We start from the raw sequence: 22,104 nt of genomic DNA, 5'->3' as shown, positions 1-22,104 counted from the left end.
GGGGCTAGCCCAACACCTCGAGCACCAGCTCCATGGTCATCAATACGGGATTATCGCCACGGATCAGACGGCCCTCCGCCATGCCGCCGGTGTAGTCGATCAGCGCAACCTCGAGTGCGGCTTCGAGGGCGCCGGAGAGGCCGGCCGCAATCGTGCCGGCGGTTACTGCAAGCTCGGTCGCGAAGGGCTCGGTCACACCGCCATGAGTAAATCGGGCGCCGATGGTCGAACCAACACCGCCATGAATCTTCCCGCGCGCGATGCCCTGCGCGCGACAGAAGTCTTCGAGACAGCCGGCAAAATCCTGATTGGGGCGCAGCCGCAGCGCGAAAGCGCGGCTGGTCGTGCGCGCGCCGGTGCGCGCAGCCGTCACTGGCCCGAACAGCTTGAAATTGGTCTCGGGATCGAGCTCGGCGCTGAACATCGCACCATCGAGACCGAAGGCCTCGACCTCGAACGGCTCGGCGACATCGGTCTCGTCCGGCAGCATGTGGCCGCCACTGGCGCGGCCATCGGCCTCCGTCCACAGCCCATGGCAATGAAAGAACGGCGCGCCGTCGCGCATGCCCAGCGTCATGCTGCCGAGCCTGGTGCGCGTCACGCCGCTTGGCCGGAATGTGTCGCTATAGAACGCGGCGTTCTCGCTGGTCTTCGACAGCGCCGGCATGACATAGCCGAACGGCCCGAGCGTGCCGTGCCCGAAGTTGAGCACGCCGCCGGCAAATCCCTCCGCGGCAAACCCGCGGCGCGCCGCCTCCAGCAGCGGCAGACCTGCTTGAAGCGTGAAGGAGAAAGCGCGTCCCCTCGCCTCCACCCATTGGATGCGTTTGGCGACCGGCGCACCGGGCTGCTTGATGCTGCGCATGACCTTCGCTCAGCCCGTCCGTATCTTGTCGAGATCGAGCAACCCGCGCGCCTCGAGCTCGTCGCGAACCATCCGTTTGGGAATTTTGCCATAGCCGGATTTCGGCAAGGCCTCCCAGAAGAAGAACCGCTTCGGCATCTTGTAGCGCGGCACCTTGGGCGACAGGAATGCCGCCATCTCCGCTTCGCTCACCGGCTTCGCGCCTTCGCGGGCGACGCAGACGGCAACGCCGACCTCGCCCCAGGTCGCATCGGGCACGCCGAGCACCGCGACCTCGCCGACGCAAGGATGGGTCAATATCTTCTCCTCGATTTCGCGCGGATAGATGTTGGAGCCGCCGGAGATATACATGTCGGAGGCTCGTCCCGTGATGTAGACGAACCCCTCCTCGTCCATGTGGCCGAGATCGCCGGTGCGGAACCAGCCGTTGCGGAACGCCTTCGCGTTGGCATCGGGATTGTCGTAGTAGCCGGCAAGGACCGCGGGGCCGATCACGCAGATCTCGCCGCTCTGGTTGGCGCCGAGTTCGCGGCCCTCGTCGTCCTGGATCGAAACCTGCATGCCGGTACGCTCGAAGCCACAGGTGCCGATCTTCGCGTGCGGCCCGTCCTCGGGGTCATGCAGCGCCGCCGGCAGCACCGTGATGTTGCCGGTCACCTCGCCGAGGCCGAAATACTGCACGATGACCTTGCCGAGCTTCTTCAGCGCAGCCTTCTGGTCCTCGCGATACATCGGCGCACCCGCATAGATTACCTGGCGCAGCGAGGAATGATCGTATTTGTCGGCGGCGGGATGCTCGACCATCATCTTCAGAATGGTCGGCACCACGAAGAGATTGCTGACCCGATGCGCCTCGATCAGGCGGAACGCCTCGTCGATGTCGAATTTCTCCGTCGGCAACAGCACGGTGCACACGCCGCGCGCGGTCTGCACCAGCTGATGCACTCCGGCGCCATGCGACAGCGGCGCCACCACCAGCGAGGCATCCGCTTCGGTGACGCCGGGGGTGAGATCGGCGAGATGGTTGGTGACGACAAAACCCATCTGACCGTGGGTGAGCACCGCAGCCTTGGAGCGGCCGGTGGTTCCCGATGTGAAGAAGAACCAGCAGGGATCGTCGTGCTCGACCGCGACGTTCTCGACCACCGTGCCTGCGCGCAAAGCGACGGCATCCGCAATCGACGTCTCGGCAAATGGCGCCCGACCGTCAATGCTCCAGGTGAATTCCAGCTCTGCATCCTTCACCGCCGCGGCGTGCTCGGGAAAATCGACGTGGCACAGAAACGCCTTCGCGCCGGAAGCCTGCGCGAGATAGGCGACCTCGTCCGGCATCAGGCGGAAATTGGTCGGTACCCAGACGGCGCCGAGCCGAAACGCGGCGAACATCGAGAAGAACATCTCGTCGCCGTTCTTGGAATGGACGAGGATGCGGTCGCCCTTCGCGATGCCGCGCGCCGCGAGGGCTGCCGCCAGCGCCGAGACCTGCGCGTCGATCTCGCGCCAGGTCCAGGATCTGTCACCCCAGACGAAACCGGGACGCGCCCCATGCCGCCGCGCATTCTGGGTGAGCATGTGAGCGAGATTCATGACGCGGCGGGACATGCGCAGGGGCTGCATCGGGTTTCCTCTTCGGCGGCGGACGGCACACGAACCGCCCGCTCATTGCAGCCCATTTATCGCCATCGCCAGTACCCCTGCAAGGCTGCCGGGCGCGGCGCAGCCCACCCAACCGTTCAGGAAATTTTAAACATGATCGGCGCAACCTTCGTCAGTTCTCGCGTAAAGAGTGCCTCATCATGGTCAAAGCGCCCGCCCTCCTCCTGCTATCGCTGGCGCTTGCCGGGTGTGCCGTGGGCCCACAAGCGCACTTCGCCTCCGATCCCGCCTTCAAGTCTACGCGCTATGCCTGGGACGGCGCCGGCGAGAATCCCAATCACCCGCGCGCTGCCTCAGAACCAGCACGGACCGCCCGATCCGAGCGCAACAGATCGCAAGCCGGGCTTCAGCCCTATTCAAAGGAATGGTGGCAGGCGCAGGACGGCATCGAGGCTGAACAGGACGCCAGGGTCAACCGTTCCCTCGTCATCTGTCAGGGATGCCTGCGCCCGCAGCTGCAGCCCGAGGATTCCAGGCTCGCCAAAGCGACCGATTGAAGCATCCGGACTATCAGGACCCGGAGGAACTCCGACCCCGTCGTCGCGAGAAGCGACCGAGAGCTACAACGCCCCGAGCTTGCGCAATGACTCCTGTGCGGTCTGCAGGCCCGGTTTCAATTCCAGCGCCTTTCTGAAATCGGCAATCGCGCCCTGTTTGTCGCCGAGCCGCAGCTTAGCCTGTCCGCGATTGTTCCACGAGAACACGTCGGAGGGATCGTATTGCAGCGCCTTGTCGTAATCGGAAACGCCGCCCTTGCTGTCGCCCTGATAGAGCCGGATCATACCGCGATTGCGCCAGCCCCGCGCGTCGGTCGGCGCAACACGGATCGCCGAACCATAATCGGCGGCGGCGCGATCGAGCTGCTCGCTGTCGCGATAGACGTTGCCCCGGTCGATATAGGCGAGCACATCGGGCGCGAGCTTGATCCGCGTCGTGTAGTCGGCGATGGCGTGCGCCATGTCGTGCCTGCGGTAATGAACCAACGCACGATTGGCATAGGCCATGGCGTATTTGGGATCGCGCTTGATCGCGGCATCAAAGTCGGCGAACGCACCGTCGAGATCGCCCTTGTTGAAACGCGACTCGCCGCGATTGCCGTAGGCCAGCGCCAGCGACGGATCGAGCTTGATGGCCTGGTCGTAATCGGCGATGGCGCGATCATAGTCGCGCTTGGAACTGTAGACACGGCCGCGATTGTTGTGGGCGCAGGCATAACCGGGGTCGAGCCTGACCGCCTCGTCGAGATCGGACAACGCCGCCTCGAGCTCGCGCTTCTCGGTGAGGCCATGACCGCGATTGCAATAAGCGCCGGCGAGCCGACGTCCGCTCTCGCTGTTCGTTTCGATCACGATCGAGCAAGCCGTGATCCGCTCGTCCGGCGTGCTGGTCAAGCCGACGCAAGCCTCCCAGGCCGGACCGCCTGCCGCCGCAGCCGGCGCCGGCGAGATCAGTGCGGCGAGCAGCGCCAAGAGGCTGAGCGGGACACGCATTTTCCGGATATCTCCCCTGCGAACCTCTCTTGGTCGCACCTTGGCAAGGGCCGGTTCAGGCGCCTAAATCAGAGGCAAGCAGCATGTCGGGAGGATTTTGCATGGCGCCATCGGTACGGGACAACAAGGACAGAAGCCGCTTCGAGCTCGATGTCGGCAGTGAAATCGCCTTCGCCAATTACCGGCTGACGCCGTCGGCGGTGATCATCACCCACACCAAGACGCCGCGCGCGCTGCGCGGCCGCGGCATCGGCTCCGAGCTGGTCAAGGGCGCGCTGGAATTGATCCGCCGCGACGGCAGGAAGGTGATCGCCGGTTGCGGCTTTGTCGTCGACTATCTCGACAGGCATCCGGAAGATGCGGATCTCGTCGCCTGAATGCAAAAGGGCCCGCGCGATCGCGGGCCCTTGGGTTACGACCGGCGATCTCGGTCAGTGCTTGATCTCCGGCGGCAGCTTGCCGCCGTTCGCGGCGAGCTTGGACATCACCTGCTTGTGCAGCCAGACGTTCATGCTCGCGGAATCGTTGGTGTCGCCGCTATAGCCGAGCTCCTTGGCAAGGTCCTTGCGTGCAGCAAGGCTGGAATCAATGTCGAGCGCCTTCATGAGGTCGACGATCGAGGTGCGCCATTCCAGCTTTTCGCCCTTGTGCGCGGCGACCGCCGCGTCGACGATCGAGGCAACGTCCACCGCTGGGGCCGATCCGCTTGGCGCCGCCCCCGCGGGCGCGCTGCCCGATGGTGCGCTGCCTGCGGGCGCCGCGGAAGCTGGATGGCTACCGAAGATCGCGCCCATAATTTTCCCGAAAATGCTCATGTCTGCTCCCCGAAAAGGACCCGTGGAAGGGCCTTGAGTGGCCCTTATAGACCAAGTTGCGTCATTGCGCCCGCGAAGTTCCGCGAACCAACACGCAGCATCAGCTTATCTGCGGCGAAATGACGACCGAATGACATCGTCGAGGTTGCGCTGCGGCATCGAATCTCACCCAAGCGTGAGGGACAGGACTCGCAAATGGGCGTACGCTTCACGTTCAGTTCGCGATGCCATCCAGAATCGGGTCTGGTTGAGATCGCGAAACTCAGAACAGCGGCCGCTCGCGCCGTTTGCTGGCGCCAGATGCGGCCGCATGGCAAGGGAGCTAGCGACCATGGCCACACTCTACCAGGGCAATGTCCCCACCATGGCCCAGACCGCCGAAGCGGCTGGACCGGTGATCCGAACCATCCAACTCTCCGATCTGAACGATGCGCTCAAGCGCGGCTGGGAAGATTTCAAGGCGGTGCCGAGCCACGCCATCATCCTCTGCGTGATCTATCCTGTGCTGGGCCTTGTGCTCGCCCGCGTGGTGATGGGCTATTCAGTGCTGCCGTTGTTGTTTCCGTTGGCCGCGGGCTTCGCGCTGATCGGCCCGTTCGCCGCTCTCGGTCTGTACGAGCTCTCCAGCCGGCGCGAGCGCTATGAAGAAGCCAGCGCTTGGGATGCCATGGAGGTGCTGCGTTCGCCCTCCTTCGGCGCCATGCTCGGCCTCGGCGCGCTGCTGCTGGCCCTGTTCGTGACCTGGGTTGCGACCGCGCAGGCGATCTACGTCGCCGCTTTCGGCTATGAAGGCGCGTCCGGGATCTCGGATTTTCTGACGCGCGTGCTCACGAGCCGGCAAGGCTGGTGGCTGATTGTGGTCGGCTGCGGCACCGGCTTCCTGTTCGCCCTTGCCGCGCTCTGCATCAGCGCCGTGTCGTTCCCGCTGATGCTCGACCGCCATGCCGGCGCGTTCGAGGCAATGGTGACGTCGCTGCGCGTCGTCGCGAAGAACCCGGTGCCGATGGCGGCCTGGGGCCTGATCGTGGCCGTCCTGCTGGCGCTGGGCACGATTCCCGCCTTCCTCGGCCTTGCCGTGGTGGTCCCCGTGCTCGGCCATGCCACCTGGCATCTCTACCGCAAGGTGATCGCGGCCGATCCGGGCGCGCGCCCGGTGCCGCCTCCACCGCATCGTCCACGCAAGCCGGCTGCCGATTTCCCCGCCAACCTCTTCCCCTGGCGCAATCGGACCGACGCCTGACGATATCGTGACGTGCGATCCTGCCCCGGTGCGGGCAGGATCGCGCACCGCCATGCGCCTTGCTTTGGCCGCGGTTTCCACCGAGATTGCGCCCGCCGTTCAGATCACTTCACGGAATTTATTTGCTCGAATGACCCCGACGATTTCTCGTCTCGCCCTCGCAGCCTTAGCCATCACCGCGTCCATCTTATCCGCTCAGCCGGCGCTCGCCGCTGTTGCCTGCGGTTCAGGCAATTTCGACGCGTGGCTTGCAGACTTCAAAACCGACGCCGCGGCCAAAGGCGTTTCGCAACAGGCCATTTCCGCCGGGCTCGCCGGTGTAACGCTCGATCAGAGCGTGCTCAACCGCGACCGCTCGCAGAAGGTCTTCAGCCAGAGCTTCGAGGAGTTTTCCGGCCGCATGGTGCCGCCGCGCCTGACGCGCGGCTCCAACATGATGAAGCAATACGGCTCGGTGCTGTCGCGCATCGAGCAGACCTACGGCGTGCCTGGCGAGGTGCTGGTCGCGATCTGGGGTCTCGAGACCGATTTCGGCGTCAATACCGGTAAGTTCGCGACCATCCGCTCGCTGGCGACGCTGGCCTATGACTGTCGGCGCTCCGAGCAATTTCGCGCCGAGCTGTTGGATGCGCTCCGCATCGTCCAGCGCGGCGACCTCGCACCGGCCGACATGAAGGGCGCCTGGGCCGGCGAGCTCGGACAGACCCAGTTCATGCCGTCGTCATGGATGAAATACGCCGTCGATTTCGACGGCAATGGCAAGCGCGATCTCCTGCACAACGCCCCTGACGTGCTCGCCTCCACCGCGAACTATCTTGCCGGTTATGGCTGGCAGAAGGGTAAGGATTGGCAGCCGGGCAGTCCAAACTTCGCGGTGCTGCAGCAGTGGAACAAAAGCGAGGTCTACTCGAAGACCATCGCGTATTTCGCCACCCAGCTCGCGCGCGCCCCTTAGCAGCCCCTCGTCAAAACGCGGAAGGCCAATCGCCTGGCGACCGGCCCTCTCTGTGCGTTTTTACCCCTATTTGCCCATGGTGGCGTGCATCGCCTTGTTCAGATGCGCGCCGCACGCCCCCATTTTGCCGTTGAGCAGCGAGTCCTGCGCGGCTGCGATCTCCTTTTGCGCGACGAACTTGCCGTCACCATCGGCCATGTTCTCGATCGCGGTCTCGGTCTTCTCCAGATTGGCCGAGCTGCAGCCGCCGGCGGCGTGCTTGGCGGCTTGGGCCGGCGCGACGGCGAACGCGACAGCGGCAATAGCGATAACCCCGAGTAACTTCGTCATGACGTTACCTTCCTTCTCTTGTTCTTGGGCCAGAGCCAGCGACATTGCCGGATTCTGCGACATCACCTTCCTCCGGGCGCGGCAACTTGACGCAATGAATTCCCCGCGAGAATTGCGTGATGTTGCGCGCCACGCAGAGCCACATGCAAAATTTCTGATTTTCATTACACGTTTGTAATCAACGCCACACGTTCAGCGTGTGTGCACCGCGCCCGGGCGGCGGTTGGGGCTGACCAAGCGGAATGAATTCGTCCCTGCCTGGCAGCCGTTTGTCACGTCGATCCAGGCGAATCGCTGGCCGCAGTGGAAAGGTACCGCACAGACTAGCGAGATGAACACAAATTCACTTTTTTCACTCCGCCCATCATGCGATTCGCGCATGCGAGACTTGGGTATAGGAGCTAGTCAATCATCTTACGACGACCGGAAAGCAGCCTATTTGACCTCTGAATGGAACCGGCTGAGCCAAGACAAATCCGTGAATTAACGGGCATTTTTAGCGCGATGTCCTCTGTTCCGCCTACCCTTTGGGCGGGAGTGCTTCCGGGTTAATCGTCCGTTACCAATGCCATGCATTGAGCGCTTAGCTGCATCGCAACACAGGAACTTTCGCACTGCACCACTCTCACCTATATTCATTCCAACGATGAGGCTCGGGCAAGAGCTGAATCGAACTACAGGAGACTACCAATGCTGCTCTCGCTCATCCGCATGATCCAGGCTTTCCGGGACTATCAGCGCAATGTTGCCGAGCTGTCCCAGCTCAGCGATCGCGAGCTGGCCGACATCGGCCTCGATCGCTCGGACATCCCGCGCGTTGCCGCCGGTCAGTATCAGGGCTGATATCGTTCAGCCCTTAACCGGACGAACCGATAGCGCCCGCCTCGTGCGGGCGTTGTCGCATCCGGAGGCAGAAAACTCGATCTCGGCGATTCCACTGATCGCCGAAAAGCGCTACCTGTCCGCCCCATGACAGGACCCCAATCAAATACCGTGCACGTGATCGGCGCAGGCCTTGCCGGCTCCGAAGCCGCCTGGCAGGTGGCCAAATCAGGCGTGCCCGTGGTGCTTCACGAGATGCGGCCGACCCGCATGACCGAGGCACACCGCACCGATGGGCTTGCCGAGCTCGTCTGCTCCAATTCGTTCCGCTCGGACGATGCCGCCAACAACGCCGTCGGCCTGCTGCATGCCGAGATGCGCCGCCTCGATTCGCTGATCATGCGCGCAGCCGACGCCAACCAGGTGCCCGCCGGCGGCGCGCTGGCGGTGGACCGCGACGGCTTCTCAGCGGCCGTCACCAAGGCGCTGAACGATCATCCCCTGATCGAGATCGCCCGCGGCGAGGTCGCAGGCCTGCCGCCGGCCGAGTGGAGCAACGTCATCGTTGCGACCGGCCCCCTCACTTCGGCGCCGCTGGCCGACGCGATCAGAGAGTTGACCGACGAGAACGCCCTCGCCTTCTTCGACGCGATCGCGCCTATCGTGCACCGCGAATCCATCGACATGTCGGTGGCCTGGTTCCAGTCGCGCTACGACAAGGTCGGCCCCGGCGGCACCGGCGCCGACTACATCAACTGCCCGATGACAAAGGAGCAGTATGACGGCTTCGTCGCAGCGCTGGTCGCCGGCGAGAAGACCGAGTTCAAGGAATGGGAGACCAACACGCCCTATTTCGACGGCTGCCTGCCGATCGAGGTCATGGCGGAACGCGGCCCCGAGACTCTTCGCCACGGGCCGATGAAGCCGGTCGGCCTCACCAATCCGCACGCCCCCACCACAAAGGCCTACGCGATCGTGCAGCTGCGCCAGGACAACAAGCTCGGCACGCTCTACAACATCGTCGGCTTCCAGACGAAACTGAAATACGGCGAGCAGCAACGCATCTTCCGCACCATCCCGGGGCTGGAGAAGGCGGAATTTGCTCGCCTCGGCGGCCTGCATCGCAACACCTTTCTCAACTCGCCAAAGCTGCTCGACGGCCAGTTGCGCCTGCGCGCGCAGCCGCGGCTGCGCTTTGCCGGCCAGATGACGGGCTGCGAGGGCTATGTGGAATCCGCCAGCGTCGGCCTGATTGCCGGTCTCTATGCGGCAGCGGAGGTGCGCGGCGAGACGCTTGCGAGTCCGCCGGTCACGACGGCGCTCGGATCCCTGCTTGGCCACATCACCGGCGGTCATATCGAGACCATCGAGCCCGGCACGCGCTCGTTCCAGCCGATGAACATCAATTTCGGCCTGTTCCCGCCGCTCGCCAGCGCACCGACGAAGAAGCCCGACGGAAGCCGACTGCGCGGAAACGAGAAGACGGTGGCCAAAAAGCAGGCGTTGAGCGCGCTGGCGCTCGCCGATCTCGATCGCTGGATCGCCGATCACCTGCGCATTGCCGCCGCGGCGTGAGTTTTCGATGAACCTTCCCAACGACGACGCCGCAACACTCTCGGCGCGCTGGACCGAGGGCGTGCTGCTCAAGCGCGACGTGTTCTCGACCGTCGAGCGCGGCCGCTTCCGCGACGATGACGGCGAGGTCGACGCGGTGCTGCGCCGCCTCGACGAGGTGCCGTGGTGGTCATTCCTCTTGGCGCGCCATCTGTTCGCCCGCGAGAAGCATGCGCTGGCACTCGCCAAGGGACTCGATGTCGGCCCGGAGCTGCTGTGGGCCGGACGCCGCGCGCTGGTGCGCAGCTTCGTCGATGGTGTCGCACTGCATCTGGCGAAACCGCATGGCGACCTCGCCTATTTTCGCTCGGCCAAGGCCGCGCTGCGAAGGCTGCGCCGCGCCGGTATCTGCCACAACGATCTTGCCAAGGAACAGAACTGGCTGGTCGGCCGCGACGGTCGCGCCTATGTGACCGACTTCCAGCTCGCGGCCTGCTTCGACCGTCGCGGCCGGCTTTACCGCGTCCTGGCCTATGAAGATCTCCGGCATCTGCTCAAGCACAAGCGCTCCTACGCGCCGGAGGCGCTGACGCCGCGCGAGCGCAAGATCCTGGCGAAGAAGTCGTTCGCCGCCAGTCTGTGGCTCGCCACCGGCAAGAAGGTCTATCGGGCAATCACGCGCGGCCTGTTCAACTTCACCGACCGTGAAGGCGGCGGCCGAAGGCTCGTCAACGACGCGCCGGTGCTGGCGGAACTGATCCGCAAGAACCCCGCCGTGCGCGACACCGCTATCGTCGCCTTTGCCGATCGACGCTCCGGTGTCGGGCTCTATGCCTTCGTCGAAGCCGATCAGGCCGCGCTCGAAGGCCAATTGCGGAACGAGCTCACAGCCGCCAAGGGGCCGAAGCCGCCGGAACACATCCAGGTCGTGCACGCGCTGCCACGCAACGCCGACGGCAAGCCGCGCACAGAGATCCTGCAACTGGTCGCCATGAACCAGCTCGATCTGATCGAGCCCATGATGAAGAACGACCAGGACCGTGCTTTCCTCAAGGACATCCTGGAGCAGCGCAAGAACCTGCGCGACCGCTTCAATTTCGAGGCCGACCTGCCGGCGGGCTAGCGTGGATCACGCCTTGAAGCGTCCACATTGGCGATAGAGAAGCGATCCGATAATTCGAGCTTGGCGGGGGGACTTGGCGGGGTCATGGGCACTCGGGGGACGATGATGCATCGTGTGGTTGGCGGCCTGATCGCCGGCCTTCTGCTGTTCGCCACCACGTCCGCAATGGCCGAATCCCCCGCCGACCTGATCTCCAGCTTCCGCCTCAAGCATGGTGAGGTCCGCGTCGTCCGCGATTCGACCCTCGACCGCATCGCCATGGACCAGGCGCGCGCGATGGCGACGAAGGACGACCTCAGTCACGACGCCCTCGGCCCGTTCAACCGCCGCGTCGCACCTGCCGGCGCAGGCCGCGCTGCCGAGAACATCGCCTACGGCTACGACAATTTCGAGAAGACCCTCGGACAATGGATCGACTCGTCCGGTCACCGCAAGAACCTGCTGCTGCACAACGCGTCTCGCGTCGGGATCGCGAGCGCGAAGAACGCCAGCGGCAAACGCACCTATTGGGCGATGGTGATCGCCGGCGACTACGAGCCGAAGGGCAAAGGCAAAGGCAAGAAAGACGGGGAGCCTCTGGTTGCCGTGAAGCGCGAGGCCGCGCCTGCGAGCAAGCCGAAATCCAGCGGCTGCCACATCAAGCTGCTCGGCCTCTGCATCTGAGATCAAGCCCAGCCATCTTGCCCGCTTCCCTCGACGCGTTTAATCCACGCACGAGGGTCGCGAGACGCGGAGGCATGGATGATGGATATCGACCGAATTCGTCGCGAGACGCCGGCTGCCTCTCGGCTCGCCTATCTTCATAACGCGGGCGCGGCGCTGATGCCGGCGCCGGTGGTTGCGGCGATGAAGGAACACATCGACCTCGAGAGCGAGATCGGAGGCTATGCCGCTGCCGATCGGGAGTCGCGCCGGCTTGAATCCGTTTACGGCTCGGTCGCCCGCCTGCTGAATGCCGCGCCTGATGAGATCGCGCTCATGGAGAACGCGACGGTTGCCTGGCAGATGGCTTTCTACGCGCTTCAGTTTCGCGATGGCGATCGGATCCTGACCGCGGAGGCGGAGTACGCGGCCAACTATGTCGCCTTTCTTCAGGTCGCCAAGCGCACAGGCGTCGCGATCGACATCGTGCCGAGCGATGCCAGCGGCGAACTCGACCTCGCCGCGCTCGAACGCATGATCGACGAGCGCGTGAAACTGATTGCGATCACCTGGGTTCCGACCAATGGCGGGCTGGTCAATCCCGCAGCAGCCGTCGGCAAGATCGCGCGAGCACGAGGCATTCCTTATCTCCTCGACGCCTGCCAGGCCGTCGGACAGATGGCGGTCGATGTCGAGGCCATCGGCTGTGACATGCTGTCGGCGACGGGCCGCAAATTCCTGCGCGGCCCGCGCGGCACCGGCTTCCTCTACGTCCGCCGGGCAATGCTGCACCAGCTCGAACCGCCAATGATCGACCACTTCGCCGCACCCTGGGTCTCCCGGGACGCTTATCGGCTGCGTGACGATGCGCGCCGCTTCGAGACCTGGGAGAACAACTACGCAGCCCGGCTTGGGCTCGGCGCCGCCGTCGATTATGCCCTTGATATCGGGATCGGCCCGATCGAGCGGCGTTGCCGCATGCTGGCGGACCGCCTTCGGGGCGGCCTTGCGTCCATTCGCGGCATCAGAATTCGCGACCTCGGACGCGCTCCGGGAGCCATCGTCAGCTTCACGGTGGAAGGGTACGAGGCGGAAGCGGTCGTCAGCGGCTCGGCCGCAGCCGGCATCACGATCGGTGCCTCAGATCCGTCGAGCACGCGCATCGATGCCGAAATTCGCTCGCTGCCGCCGGTGGTGCGCGTCTCCCCGCATTACTACAATACGGAAGCCGAGATCGATCGGCTGATCGCCCATTTGGCGGGTTTGACGCCGCGATAGCGGCGGGCGCGCAGAGCTCAGGTACAGCGCGCACTCAATCCGGATGCGCCAAGCTTCGCCATGACCTCGTCGAGATGGGCGCTGTCGCGGGTCTCGATCACCAATTGCAGCAACGTCGCCTTGGCCGGAAGATCCGAAAACGTGCGCTGGTGCGAGACCTCGATGATGTTGGCGCCGGCCTCGGCCAGCAGTGCCGCGACCGCAGCCAGTTGGCCGGGCCTGTCGGGGATGTCGAGCGACAATTGGGTGAGCCGCCCCTCGCGCGCCAGCTCGCGGGTCAGGACCGATGCGATCAGACGTGTGTCAATATTGCCGCCGCTCAGCACCAGCCCGACCTTCTGGCCGGCGAAACGGGACGGGTCGGACATGAGCGCGGCGAGGCCGGCGGCGCCGGCGCCTTCGACGACCGTCTTCTCGATCGAGATCAGAGTAGCGACCGCGCGCTCGAGCTCGGCTTCGTTCACCAGTGCGATATCGTCGACGAGGCGGCGGACGATTTCGGCCGTGATCTTGCCGGGCGTTTTCACCGCGATGCCTTCGGCGAGCGTGTCGCCGCGTGCCGGCAGATTGCCGTCGTGGATGGCGTTGTACATCGAGGGGTAGAGCCAGGCCTCGACGCCGAGGATCCGCAGCGACGGCTTGATCGATTTCGCAGCAATGGCGATCCCGCTGATCAGGCCACCGCCGCCGATCGGGACGACCAGTGTATCGAGCTCCGGCACTGCCTTGAGTATTTCCAGCCCGACCGTGCCCTGCCCCGCGATGACGAGCGGATCGTCATAGGGATGGACGAAGATCATGCCGCGGGCTTCGCCGTGGCTGCGCGCAAACGCGGCCGCCTCCTCCAGCGTGGCGCCCGTTACCACCACCTCGGCGCCGTGATGCCTGGTGTTCTCGATCTTCACCATGGGTGTGCCGACCGGCATGACGATGGTTGCGGGAATGCCGAGCCGCTTGGCGTGATAGGCGACGCCCTGCGCGTGGTTACCCGCCGACATCGCGACGACGCCGCGCGCGCGCTCGTCCGGCGTCAGCGTCGTGAGGCGGTTGAGCGCGCCGCGCTCCTTGAACGAGGACGTGAACTGGAGGTTCTCGAATTTCAGCCAGATGTCGCAGCCGCAGATATTGCTCAGCGTGCGGCTGTAGCTACAGGGCGTCTCGACGACGGCGCCGCGGATGGTCGCGGCGGCGGCATGAATGTCGCTCAGCGAGACCGGAAAGGCGCCGAGATCCGTGGCGATACTTTGGGACAACTCAGCCATGGGACAGCATAGGTCATTTGGCCGTTCGAGGCGATAAGCCAACCGCTATTTGGTAAACTTTGGGGAACGCGAGGCCCGCCACAGCGTCCACAGCGTGCGCAGCCGCGACGATGGCTGCGGCGTAAAGGGATCGCGCCCTGGCTGCGACAGGCGCTCGAGGTCGGCCCGTACCTGGCTCAAAGGCAGAAACGCTGGCCGTGCCGACACCGGCACCTCGGGCAACAGCGACAAGGCCGTGGTCAAATGCTGCTTGGCCTCGCTCGCGAGCTGGTCCAGGACGGCGCGCAAATTCGGCGTCTCCTTGCCGGCGAACACGTCCTCCATATTGCAATTGTGGCTGGTCAGCAGCTGCTGCGGCAGGAACAATTGCCGGTGCGCCGCATCACGCGGCAAGTTCGTGATGACTTGCGCGATGCCCTGAGCCAACCCGGCATGCCGCGCGAGATGCTCGGCTGGGTCTAGGGGTGACGCCATGATCCGCGCCGCGAGAGCGAACAACGCCGCGCAGGTCGCGGCCAGATAGCCTTCTAGAGCCGTCATGGTCGGCATTGGGTCGTTGTAGAGATCGAATTGATGCTCGTCGGCGAGCAGCGACAGCGGCTCGACCGGCAGGCCGAAATCACGGATTGCGCGGAGCAGCTCCGCCGCCACCGGATTGCCCTCGGCGCTGCCATGGACCTGGCCCGACAGCATGTCGGTCCACCATTGCAGGCGGATTTCACCGGGCAAGGGCTGGCTCACCTGATCGCGGACGCGGACGATCTCGACATTGAAGGCATAGAGCGCCAGCAGCGCGCGGCGCTCGGCAGCGGGCGCGAACAGGGTCGCGGCATAGCGCGGAAAGTCGTGGCTGCGCACGAGGTCAGCACAGAACGCAGCAGAATCCGGCGGCGGCGCGGAGCCACTCATGGCACGGCGATCAGCGCGGCCGCGACGCGCCGCCGTTCGCCGATCATGATGTTGTAGGTACGCACGGCGGGACCGGTCTGCATCGTATCCAGAACCACCCTCGCCGCTTTAAGCGCCTGGCGCAGTTCCGCCGGCGGCAGCCAGACCCCGGTTCCGGTGCCGATCAGGAGCGTGTCGATACTGTTGGCGGACTTGAAGACTCGATCCAGCGAATAGCGGTCGATCTTCGCGGGGTCCGTTATGTCCCAGGCCCAGATCGCGTCGGGCAGGCAAAGCAGAGATCCCCGATGCGACATGCCGGCAAAGGCAAAGCCGCCCTTGCCGTAAGCTTCGATCGGCGCCGAGCGGGGGAAATGCGGTGCGTTGGGATCGCCGGCCATGAGCTTCATCCGAATGAGCTTACTGCCCTCGCAAACTCCTGCGAGGGCATGCGGTTCGGATCATGCCTTGCTTTTCTTCGCGGGCGTAGCGCTATCGACCGCATCTTCACGATGCTCGCCGACGCCGAGATAGATCAGGATCGGGGCCGCGATGAAGATCGAGGTATAGGTACCGACCAGCACCACGCCGAACATCATCACCGCGGTGAAGCTGTGGATGGCATGGCCGCCGAACAGCAGCAGAGCCAGCAGCGCCAGCGTCACGGTGAAGTGGGTGATGATCGAGCGCGACAGCGTCGAGTTGATCGATTCGTTGAGGAGCTGCGGCATCGGCATCTTCTTGTAGCGCCGTAGCATTTCACGGATACGGTCGTAGATAACGACCGTGTCGTTCAGCGAATAGCCCAAAATGGTCAGAAGCGCCGCGATGCTGGTCAGGTCGAAATCAACCTGGCTGATCGACATGAAGCCGATCGTCAGCACGATGTCGTGCACGTTGGCGATCATGGCGCCGAGCGCGAACTGCCACTCGAAGCGGAACCAGAGGTAGACCAGGATCGAGACGATCGCCAGCATCAGGCCGAGCATGCCGTACGCGAGCAATTCGCCCGATACGCGCGGTCCCACCACCTCGACGCGGCGATAGTCGACGGAATCGCCAAGCGCGGTGCGGACCTTCTGCACGGCCTCCTGCTGGGCGGCGTCGCCGCCCGGCTGCTCCGCGACGCGGATCAGGACATCGGCGGGACCACCGAATTGCTGCAACTGGACTTCGCCCAGACGCAAGCCATCCAACGTCGTACGCATCGCCGCGATATCAGCGGTGCCGGACTTGGCCTGCACCTCGAGCAGCGTGCCGCCGCGGAAGTCGATGCCGAAATTCAGGCCATGGGTGAAGAACAGCGTGATCGCGACGATCGACAACGCCGCCGAGATCGGGAAGCTGATGCGGCGGAACCGCGTGAAGTCGAAATGGGTATCGTCGGGGACGATGCGCAGCGACGGCAGCCACCCGAGTGCAGCAACCACGGTGAGAATGGCAATCAGGACGCCGAGCCCGATGAGAACGGTGTGATTCACGATCAGGCTCCTAGATCGGCACGCTCTGCGGCCGCTTCCACCGCACCCACCAGGCCACGATCAGCCGGGTCAGGGTGAAGGCGGTGAACACCGTGGTGATGATGCCGATTCCGAGCGTCACGGCGAAGCCGCGCACCGGACCGGTGCCGATGTAGAACAGCACCGCGGCGGCAATGAAGGTGGTGATGTTGGAATCGAGGATGGTCGCCAGCGCCCGCTTGAAACCGGCATCGATCGCCGAGATCGCGTTGCGGCCGCCACGCAATTCCTCGCGGATGCGCTCGTAGATCAGCACGTTGGAATCGACCGCGATGCCGACGGTGAGCACGATGCCGGCGATGCCGGGCAGCGTCAGCGTCGCGTTGAGCAGCGACAAGAGGCCGAAGATCATGGCGACGTTGATCGCCACCGCGATGTTGGCGAACACGCCGAACAGGCGGTAGGTCAAAAGCATGAAGATGATGACGAGGATCGAGCCGACGTAAGCCGCAAGCTCGCCCTTCTCGATCGAGTCCTGGCCCAGGCCCGGACCCACGGTGCGTTCCTCGACCACCGTGAGCGGTGCCGGCAGCGCGCCGGCGCGCAGCAGGATCGCGAGATCGTTGGCCGATTGCACGGTGAAACTGCCGGAGATCTGGCCCTGTCCGCCAGTGATCGGTTCGCGGATCACGGGAGCCGAGATGACCTTGTTGTCGAGCACGATCGCGAAAGGCAGCCCGACATTCTCTTGCGTGGCCTGCGAGAACTTGCGCGCGCCTGACGTATTGAACTTGAAGCTCACGACGGGTTCGCTCGTGCGCTGGTCGAAGCTCGCCTGCGCGTCGGTCAGATCGCCGCCGGCGACCAGCACCTGCTTCTTGACCACATAGGGCGTGGGCGGCGGCGACGCGCTCATCAGAAGCTCGGATTCCGGCGGCAAACGTCCCTGCTGCGCCTGATCGGGCGGCACAGACGCATCAACCATGCGGAATTCCATCTTCGCGGTCTTGCCGAGCAATTCCTTCAGACGGGTCGGGTCCTGGAGGCCAGGGACCTGCACCAGGATGCGGTCGTTGCCCTGGCGCTGGATGACGGGCTCGACGGTACCGAGTTCGTTGACGCGGCGTTCGACGATCTGGATCGACTGCTCGATGGTCTTGCGCATGCGGTCGAGCATCGCGGCCTGCGGGATGGTAAGGCGGATCACGCCGCCGCCGGCGTCAGTCACCTCCAGGTCGCGCTGACCGCTGGATCCGACCAGTCCGCCCAGCGGCTGGGACAGCTCGCGCAGCTTGGCGAGCGCAGGCTGCAGGTCCGATTCCTTGGTGATCCGAACCTCGGCCGCGTCGTTGCGCACGGTGACGCCGCCGGTGAAGCCGATCTTGGCATCGCGCAGCGTCCGGCGAACGTCGTCGCGGACCTGGTCGAGCCTTTCCTTCTTCACATAGTTGCCGTCGACCTCGAGCAGCAGATAGGAGCCGCCTTGGAGATCGAGGCCGAGCACGAGCCGACGCTGCGCCCAGGCGGGCCAGGTCTTGACCTGCGCTTCGGGAAAGAAGTTCGGGACCGCGCAGAGGCACACGATCAGCGCCGTCAGGATAATCCCGAGCGCCTTCCACCGCGTGAAATACAACATCGACTGGACCTGTCAGATCAGGAGATTTGAGAGACTCGCGGAAGCACTCACTTCGACGCGGCGTCTTCCTTGGCGCTTTCCTTGGATTCCTTGGCCGGCTCGCCCTTGGCGCGCACGCCGGAGACCATCGAGCGCATCTGCCGCACGCGCACGCCATCGGCGATCTCGAATTCGATCTGGTCGTCGTCGACGACCTTGGTGACCTTGCCGACGAGACCGCCCGAGGTCACGACGGTGTCGCCGCGGCGGATGTTCTTCACGAGGTCGGCGTGGTCACGGACCTTCTTCTGCTGCGGACGCAGAATCAGGAAGTACATGATCACGAAGATCAGGGCGAACGGCAGCAGCGACATCAACATGCCGCTGGTGTCGCCGGCGCCCGCAGCCTGGGCATACGCAGGGGTAATCAGCATTCGGACGATCCTCGTGAGAACGGGGGAAAACCGGTCAGGCCCAAATGGCGACCGGTTCGGTCAAATTCGCGCGGACTATAGCGGCCATTGCCCCAATTGCAACGCTGCCAGACCGCCCTTTTAGCCACCTTGCGGCGCGCGCTCAGGCCCGATAAGGCTGCATTCTCAGGAACTTCGGACATGCCCCAAAAACCAAGCAAAAGCCCGGCCGGCAAAGGCCCCCGCACCCCTGCCACGAAGCCAGCCCGCGTCGCGGCAAAACGTCCCAAGGCGGCCCTCAAAGCGGCTTCCAAGATGATTTCCAAGACGACGTCCAAGACGAACCAAAGCGTCTCCCAGGAGCGCATCGTTCGCGCGCTGGAGATGATTGCGGCGCACCTCTCCGCTCAAGGCAAGCCCGCCGTCGAACGCGAGACGTTCAAGCAGGCGGATGCTTTCGTCTGGCACCCGGACGGCCGCCTTGCGGCGGTGCCGCGCGTCAGCCGCGTCGAACTGTTCCTGCTCAAGGGCATCGACCGGATGCGCGACATCCTGATGGAGAACACCGAGCGTTTCGCCAACGGATTGCCCGCCAACAACGCGCTGCTCTGGGGCGCACGCGGCATGGGCAAGTCGTCGCTGGTGAAGGCGGCGCACGCCAGCATCAACGCGGAGCGCAAACCGGCCGACAGACTGAAGCTGATCGAGATTCATCGCGAGGACATCGAGAGCCTGCCCGCCCTCATGGAGCAGCTTCGCGCCTCGTCCTTCCGCTTCATCGTGTTCTGCGACGATCTCTCCTTCGACGGCAACGATGCATCCTACAAATCGCTCAAGGCGGTGCTCGAAGGTGGCATCGAGGGTCGGCCGGAGAACGTCATCCTCTACGCCACCTCCAACCGCCGCCATCTGCTGGCGCGCGAGATGATCGAGAACGAACGCTCGACCGCGATCAATCCCGGCGAAGCCGTCGAGGAGAAGGTCTCGCTGTCGGATCGCTTTGGCCTATGGCTCGGCTTCCACCGCTGCAGCCAGGACGAATATCTCGCCATGGTGCGGGGCTATTGCAGCCATTTCGGCGTCAAGGTCGACGATAACGCGCTGGAGCGCGAGGCACTCGAATGGTCAACGACGCGCGGCTCGCGCTCGGGCCGGGTCGCCTGGCAGTTCGTGCAGGAGCTTGCGGGACGGCTCGGCGTGAAGCTGGCGGCGACGTAGCGGGAGCTGTAGCCGCACTCACAATTGTCATTCCCCGCGCAGGCGGGGAATCCAGTATTCCAGAGACGGTTTTGATCGATCGAGACGCTGCGGCGTACCGGGTCGCCCGGTCAAGCCGTGCGACGACACCGCGTTTGTTGCGAAGGCGCGCCCGACTTCAGGCTCACGCCCCGTTCAGGAATTGAAGCGGGTCAACCGGGCTCGATCCCTTACGGATCTCGAAGTGGAGCTGCGGCGACGCCACCTCCCCGGATTGACCCGACTTGGCAATGACCTGACCGCGCTTGATGGTATCGCCGCGCTTCACCATCAGCTCACTCGCATGGGCATATGCGGTGACGTAGCCGTTGGAGTGCCGAACCAGGACGAGATTGCCATAACCTTTCAGCTCGTTGCCGGAATAGGCAACGACACCGTCTTCAGCCGCCTTGACCGGCGTACCCTCGGGCACCGCAAGATTGATGCCGTCGTTGGACTTGCCATTGGTCTTGGCGCCGTAGCTCGTGACCACCTTGCCACGCACCGGCCAGCGGAAAGTCGGCAACGCGCTGGTGGTCTCCGCAGCTTTCGCCGGAGCTTCCGCGGCCTTCTCCTCGACATTGGCCGTGGCCTGGGCCAGGCGCGCGCTTTGCACCGGCGCGACGGCCGCCATTTTGGTGGCGGGCGCAGGCGCGGCCGCAACGGGCTGCAGCGTTCCCGCGACGGGAGCGGCTCCGACCGGAGCCGCGGCAAGCGGTGCTGCGACAGCGGCGGTCTTGGCGCCGGGCACGGCCAGCCTGGTGCCGAGCTTGAGCTTTGCAGAGGGATCGAGGCGGTTGGCGCGGGCCAATTCGGCCGCCGAGATATGGTTCTTGCGGGCAATGCTGGCGAGCGTGTCGCCGTGGTTCACGAAGTGCGTGCTTGACGGCGCGGCAACGGCCGCAACCGGCCTCGCGGCAGGCGCCAGCGCGGGGGCAGCGGCGACGGGAGCCATGAGCGGCGCGGGCGCGGCGGCCGTAGCCGGGTGCGGGATGATCAGTTGCTGGCCGGGCGAGAGCGCGCGCGGCCCCTTGTAACCGTTGGCGGCGAGGATCGCCTGCGGCGTGACGCGATAGCGTTTGGCAAGCAGGTCGAGCGTATCGCTGGTGCCGACGATGATCTTGGTTCCACCGACCGGCTGGGCGGCTGCGACCGAGCGCGGCGGCACGGTGGCCGTGGTCTCGAGGTGCGGCTGCGCCGGGGGTGCGTAGGAGCCGACACCGCGGCCGCCTCCGGACACGCCGCCTGCGGCAACCGGATAGGATTGCGGCGCGGACACCGCCGGCGGCAAAGGCTGCGACTGATAATAACCGGGCTGCGTCTGCGGCCGCGAATATTGCGGCAGCTCACGCTGCGGCGGCGGTGCCTGCTGCACCGAACCGGTCGATTCCTGCGCGAAGGGATTGGAGAAGTTCGACTGGGACATGCGCGACGACATGTCGGCGCTGCACCCTGCGAAGCTGAAGGAGATCAGCGCCAGCACCGCGACCTGCGGCACACGGCGCGAGTAAAGCAACTCGGCGGCAACGGACATGGTTACTCACTCGTACGCAACAGAACTGGTGTTTTAAGTAAACACGCGCCGAGTAAATAACGGCTTAACCCTCCCAATAAGATGTTGGCAGCACAGCCAATCCGGAATTCTACAGCTCCCGCGCCACACCGGGCAGCGCCGGCACGAAGCGGACCTCGACGAGTTCCTTGCGCTCGATCCCGGCTTCGGTCCGGCTCAGCCGGATCAGCGTCTGCACGCCCTGATGGGGGCCGACGGGCCCGATCAGGATGCCGCCCACCTCCAGCCGCTCGACTAGATTCTCCGGAAGCTGCTCCATCGCCGCCGTGACGATGATGCGATCGAAGGGGCCGATATTGGGGGGCAGATTGAGTCCGTCGCCCAGCATCACCTCGACGTTGTGATAGTCGAGCTTTTCAAGCCTGATACGTGCGGCATCGGCAAGCTTGCGATAGCGCTCGACCGTCAACACCTGGCCGGCGAGCCGCGACAGCACCGCCGCCTGGTAGCCCGAGCCGGCGCCGATCTCGAGCACGCGGTGCTTCTTCTGAAGCTGGAGCTGCTCGGTCATGTAGGCGACGACGAAGGGCTGGCTGATCGTCTGCCCGCAGGCGATCGGCAGCGCACTGTCGCGATACGCGCCGTCGCGATCGGCGTCGTCGACGAATTGATCGCGCGGCACCTCCTCCATGGCCCGCAGGACCGCCTGGTCGCTGATGCCCCGACGCCTCAGCGTGAGCTGAAACATCATCTTTTCCGGCGGGTGCTGATGGGAGGTCATTGCCTGCTTGCGCTGTCTTTTGGTGTCCGGGACGCCAACCTGGGCCGCGAGATTCTTGTTCCGGCTTAGGGAACCCATGATAGGCTTCGGATGGCGTAGTTGACCACAAATTGGCTTGCAACGGGCGAGCCGCGACGGCCATTTTCAGGCATCCGTTCGTCGAAAC

General features: G+C 64.7%; 23 protein-coding genes. 10 read left to right on the top strand and 13 right to left on the bottom strand.

Annotated features, from left to right (window positions below):
* Window positions 1–4: 4 nt before the first annotated feature.
* Together ABIC03_RS16650 and ABIC03_RS16645 are read right to left on the bottom strand one after the other, a co-directional pair.
* The gene (locus ABIC03_RS16650; protein WP_354059221.1) at window positions 5–865 is read right to left on the bottom strand and encodes a PCC domain-containing protein; all 861 of its coding nucleotides are present in this window, start codon (window positions 863–865) and stop codon (window positions 5–7) included.
* 9 nt (window positions 866–874) lie between these two features.
* Window positions 875–2,482 carry an acyl-CoA synthetase gene (locus ABIC03_RS16645; RefSeq protein ID WP_354059219.1) on the bottom strand — a complete coding sequence of 536 codons (1,608 nt, stop codon included), beginning with the start codon at window positions 2,480–2,482 and terminating at the stop codon, window positions 875–877.
* A gap of 179 nt (window positions 2,483–2,661) precedes the next feature.
* Here ABIC03_RS16645 and ABIC03_RS16640 point away from each other — a divergent pair, with 179 nt between their 5' ends.
* Window positions 2,662–3,018, top strand: a complete 357-nt coding sequence (locus ABIC03_RS16640; RefSeq protein ID WP_354059217.1) for a hypothetical protein — start codon at window positions 2,662–2,664, stop codon at window positions 3,016–3,018.
* Window positions 3,019–3,081: 63 nt separating this feature from the next.
* Here the strand turns inward: ABIC03_RS16640 and ABIC03_RS16635 are convergent, their stop codons facing one another.
* Window positions 3,082–4,011: a tetratricopeptide repeat protein gene (locus ABIC03_RS16635; RefSeq protein WP_354059215.1), complete on the bottom strand. Its 930-nt coding sequence runs from the start codon at window positions 4,009–4,011 to the stop codon at window positions 3,082–3,084.
* Between the two features lie 101 nt (window positions 4,012–4,112).
* Here ABIC03_RS16635 and ABIC03_RS16630 point away from each other — a divergent pair, with 101 nt between their 5' ends.
* A complete protein-coding gene (locus ABIC03_RS16630) occupies window positions 4,113–4,388 on the top strand; it encodes a GNAT family N-acetyltransferase (RefSeq protein WP_354059213.1) in 276 nt (91 codons plus the stop codon).
* A 54-nt stretch (window positions 4,389–4,442) separates the two neighbouring features.
* On the opposite strand, the gene ABIC03_RS16625 is transcribed toward ABIC03_RS16630, so the two are convergent.
* Window positions 4,443–4,826 carry a DUF3597 domain-containing protein gene (locus tag ABIC03_RS16625; RefSeq protein WP_275171186.1) on the bottom strand — a complete coding sequence of 128 codons (384 nt, stop codon included), beginning with the start codon at window positions 4,824–4,826 and terminating at the stop codon, window positions 4,443–4,445.
* 331 nt (window positions 4,827–5,157) lie between these two features.
* Between ABIC03_RS16625 and ABIC03_RS16620 the strand changes: the two genes are divergently transcribed.
* Entirely contained in the window at window positions 5,158–6,066 is a 909-nt protein-coding gene (locus tag ABIC03_RS16620) for a DUF2189 domain-containing protein (protein ID WP_275171187.1), read from the top strand.
* Window positions 6,067–6,196: 130 nt separating this feature from the next.
* Window positions 6,197–7,021, top strand: a complete 825-nt coding sequence (locus tag ABIC03_RS16615; protein WP_354059210.1) for a lytic murein transglycosylase — start codon at window positions 6,197–6,199, stop codon at window positions 7,019–7,021.
* A gap of 66 nt (window positions 7,022–7,087) precedes the next feature.
* Here the strand turns inward: ABIC03_RS16615 and ABIC03_RS16610 are convergent, their stop codons facing one another.
* The gene (locus ABIC03_RS16610) at window positions 7,088–7,414 is read right to left on the bottom strand and encodes a hypothetical protein (RefSeq protein WP_354059208.1); all 327 of its coding nucleotides are present in this window, start codon (window positions 7,412–7,414) and stop codon (window positions 7,088–7,090) included.
* A gap of 627 nt (window positions 7,415–8,041) precedes the next feature.
* Here ABIC03_RS16610 and ABIC03_RS16605 point away from each other — a divergent pair.
* The 5 genes from ABIC03_RS16605 (at window position 8,042) to ABIC03_RS16585 (ending at window position 12,770) form a co-directional block, all read left to right on the top strand.
* Entirely contained in the window at window positions 8,042–8,194 is a 153-nt protein-coding gene (locus ABIC03_RS16605; protein WP_007590701.1) for a DUF1127 domain-containing protein, read from the top strand.
* A gap of 126 nt (window positions 8,195–8,320) precedes the next feature.
* The gene (trmFO, locus tag ABIC03_RS16600) at window positions 8,321–9,748 is read left to right on the top strand and encodes a methylenetetrahydrofolate--tRNA-(uracil(54)-C(5))-methyltransferase (FADH(2)-oxidizing) TrmFO (protein ID WP_354059206.1); all 1,428 of its coding nucleotides are present in this window, start codon (window positions 8,321–8,323) and stop codon (window positions 9,746–9,748) included.
* Window positions 9,749–9,755: 7 nt separating this feature from the next.
* Window positions 9,756–10,850 (top strand): serine/threonine protein kinase, encoded by a 1,095-nt coding sequence (locus ABIC03_RS16595; protein WP_354059204.1) that lies wholly within the window; start codon window positions 9,756–9,758, stop codon window positions 10,848–10,850.
* A gap of 105 nt (window positions 10,851–10,955) precedes the next feature.
* Window positions 10,956–11,513 (top strand): CAP domain-containing protein, encoded by a 558-nt coding sequence (locus ABIC03_RS16590; protein WP_275171192.1) that lies wholly within the window; start codon window positions 10,956–10,958, stop codon window positions 11,511–11,513.
* Window positions 11,514–11,591: 78 nt separating this feature from the next.
* Window positions 11,592–12,770: an aminotransferase class V-fold PLP-dependent enzyme gene (locus tag ABIC03_RS16585; protein ID WP_354059202.1), complete on the top strand. Its 1,179-nt coding sequence runs from the start codon at window positions 11,592–11,594 to the stop codon at window positions 12,768–12,770.
* Between the two features lie 17 nt (window positions 12,771–12,787).
* On the opposite strand, the gene ABIC03_RS16580 is transcribed toward ABIC03_RS16585, so the two are convergent.
* The 6 genes from ABIC03_RS16580 to yajC are packed head-to-tail and all read right to left on the bottom strand — an operon-like array spanning window position 12,788 to window position 18,429.
* On the bottom strand, window positions 12,788–14,032 hold the full coding sequence (locus tag ABIC03_RS16580; protein ID WP_354059200.1) for a threonine ammonia-lyase: 1,245 nt from the start codon (window positions 14,030–14,032) through the stop codon (window positions 12,788–12,790).
* 45 nt (window positions 14,033–14,077) lie between these two features.
* On the bottom strand, window positions 14,078–14,941 hold the full coding sequence (locus tag ABIC03_RS16575; RefSeq protein WP_354059198.1) for a phytoene/squalene synthase family protein: 864 nt from the start codon (window positions 14,939–14,941) through the stop codon (window positions 14,078–14,080).
* Window positions 14,938–15,321 carry an Mth938-like domain-containing protein gene (locus tag ABIC03_RS16570; RefSeq protein ID WP_007590678.1) on the bottom strand — a complete coding sequence of 128 codons (384 nt, stop codon included), beginning with the start codon at window positions 15,319–15,321 and terminating at the stop codon, window positions 14,938–14,940. The genes ABIC03_RS16575 and ABIC03_RS16570 overlap by 4 nt, the downstream gene beginning before the upstream one ends.
* A 60-nt stretch (window positions 15,322–15,381) precedes the next feature.
* Window positions 15,382–16,401 (bottom strand): protein translocase subunit SecF, encoded by a 1,020-nt coding sequence (secF, locus tag ABIC03_RS16565; protein ID WP_354059195.1) that lies wholly within the window; start codon window positions 16,399–16,401, stop codon window positions 15,382–15,384.
* Between the two features lie 10 nt (window positions 16,402–16,411).
* On the bottom strand, window positions 16,412–18,016 hold the full coding sequence (gene secD, locus ABIC03_RS16560) for a protein translocase subunit SecD (RefSeq protein WP_354059193.1): 1,605 nt from the start codon (window positions 18,014–18,016) through the stop codon (window positions 16,412–16,414).
* A 47-nt stretch (window positions 18,017–18,063) separates the two neighbouring features.
* Entirely contained in the window at window positions 18,064–18,429 is a 366-nt protein-coding gene (gene yajC / locus ABIC03_RS16555) for a preprotein translocase subunit YajC (RefSeq protein WP_007610701.1), read from the bottom strand.
* A 180-nt stretch (window positions 18,430–18,609) separates the two neighbouring features.
* Between yajC and ABIC03_RS16550 the strand changes: the two genes are divergently transcribed.
* Window positions 18,610–19,626, top strand: a complete 1,017-nt coding sequence (locus tag ABIC03_RS16550; RefSeq protein ID WP_354059191.1) for an ATP-binding protein — start codon at window positions 18,610–18,612, stop codon at window positions 19,624–19,626.
* A gap of 163 nt (window positions 19,627–19,789) precedes the next feature.
* Here the strand turns inward: ABIC03_RS16550 and ABIC03_RS16545 are convergent, their stop codons facing one another.
* Entirely contained in the window at window positions 19,790–21,178 is a 1,389-nt protein-coding gene (locus ABIC03_RS16545) for a LysM peptidoglycan-binding domain-containing M23 family metallopeptidase (protein ID WP_275171199.1), read from the bottom strand.
* A 109-nt stretch (window positions 21,179–21,287) separates the two neighbouring features.
* A complete protein-coding gene (locus ABIC03_RS16540) occupies window positions 21,288–21,938 on the bottom strand; it encodes a protein-L-isoaspartate(D-aspartate) O-methyltransferase (protein WP_354059189.1) in 651 nt (216 codons plus the stop codon).
* Between the last annotated feature and the right edge of the window lie 166 nt (window positions 21,939–22,104).

Origin of the sequence: Bradyrhizobium sp. RT6a, assembly GCF_040547675.1 — a bacterium.
Classification (GTDB): Bacteria; Pseudomonadota; Alphaproteobacteria; order Rhizobiales; family Xanthobacteraceae; genus Bradyrhizobium.
The sequence above is the reverse complement of the archived record's forward strand: the minus strand, read 5'-3'. Positions and strand labels throughout refer to the sequence as shown.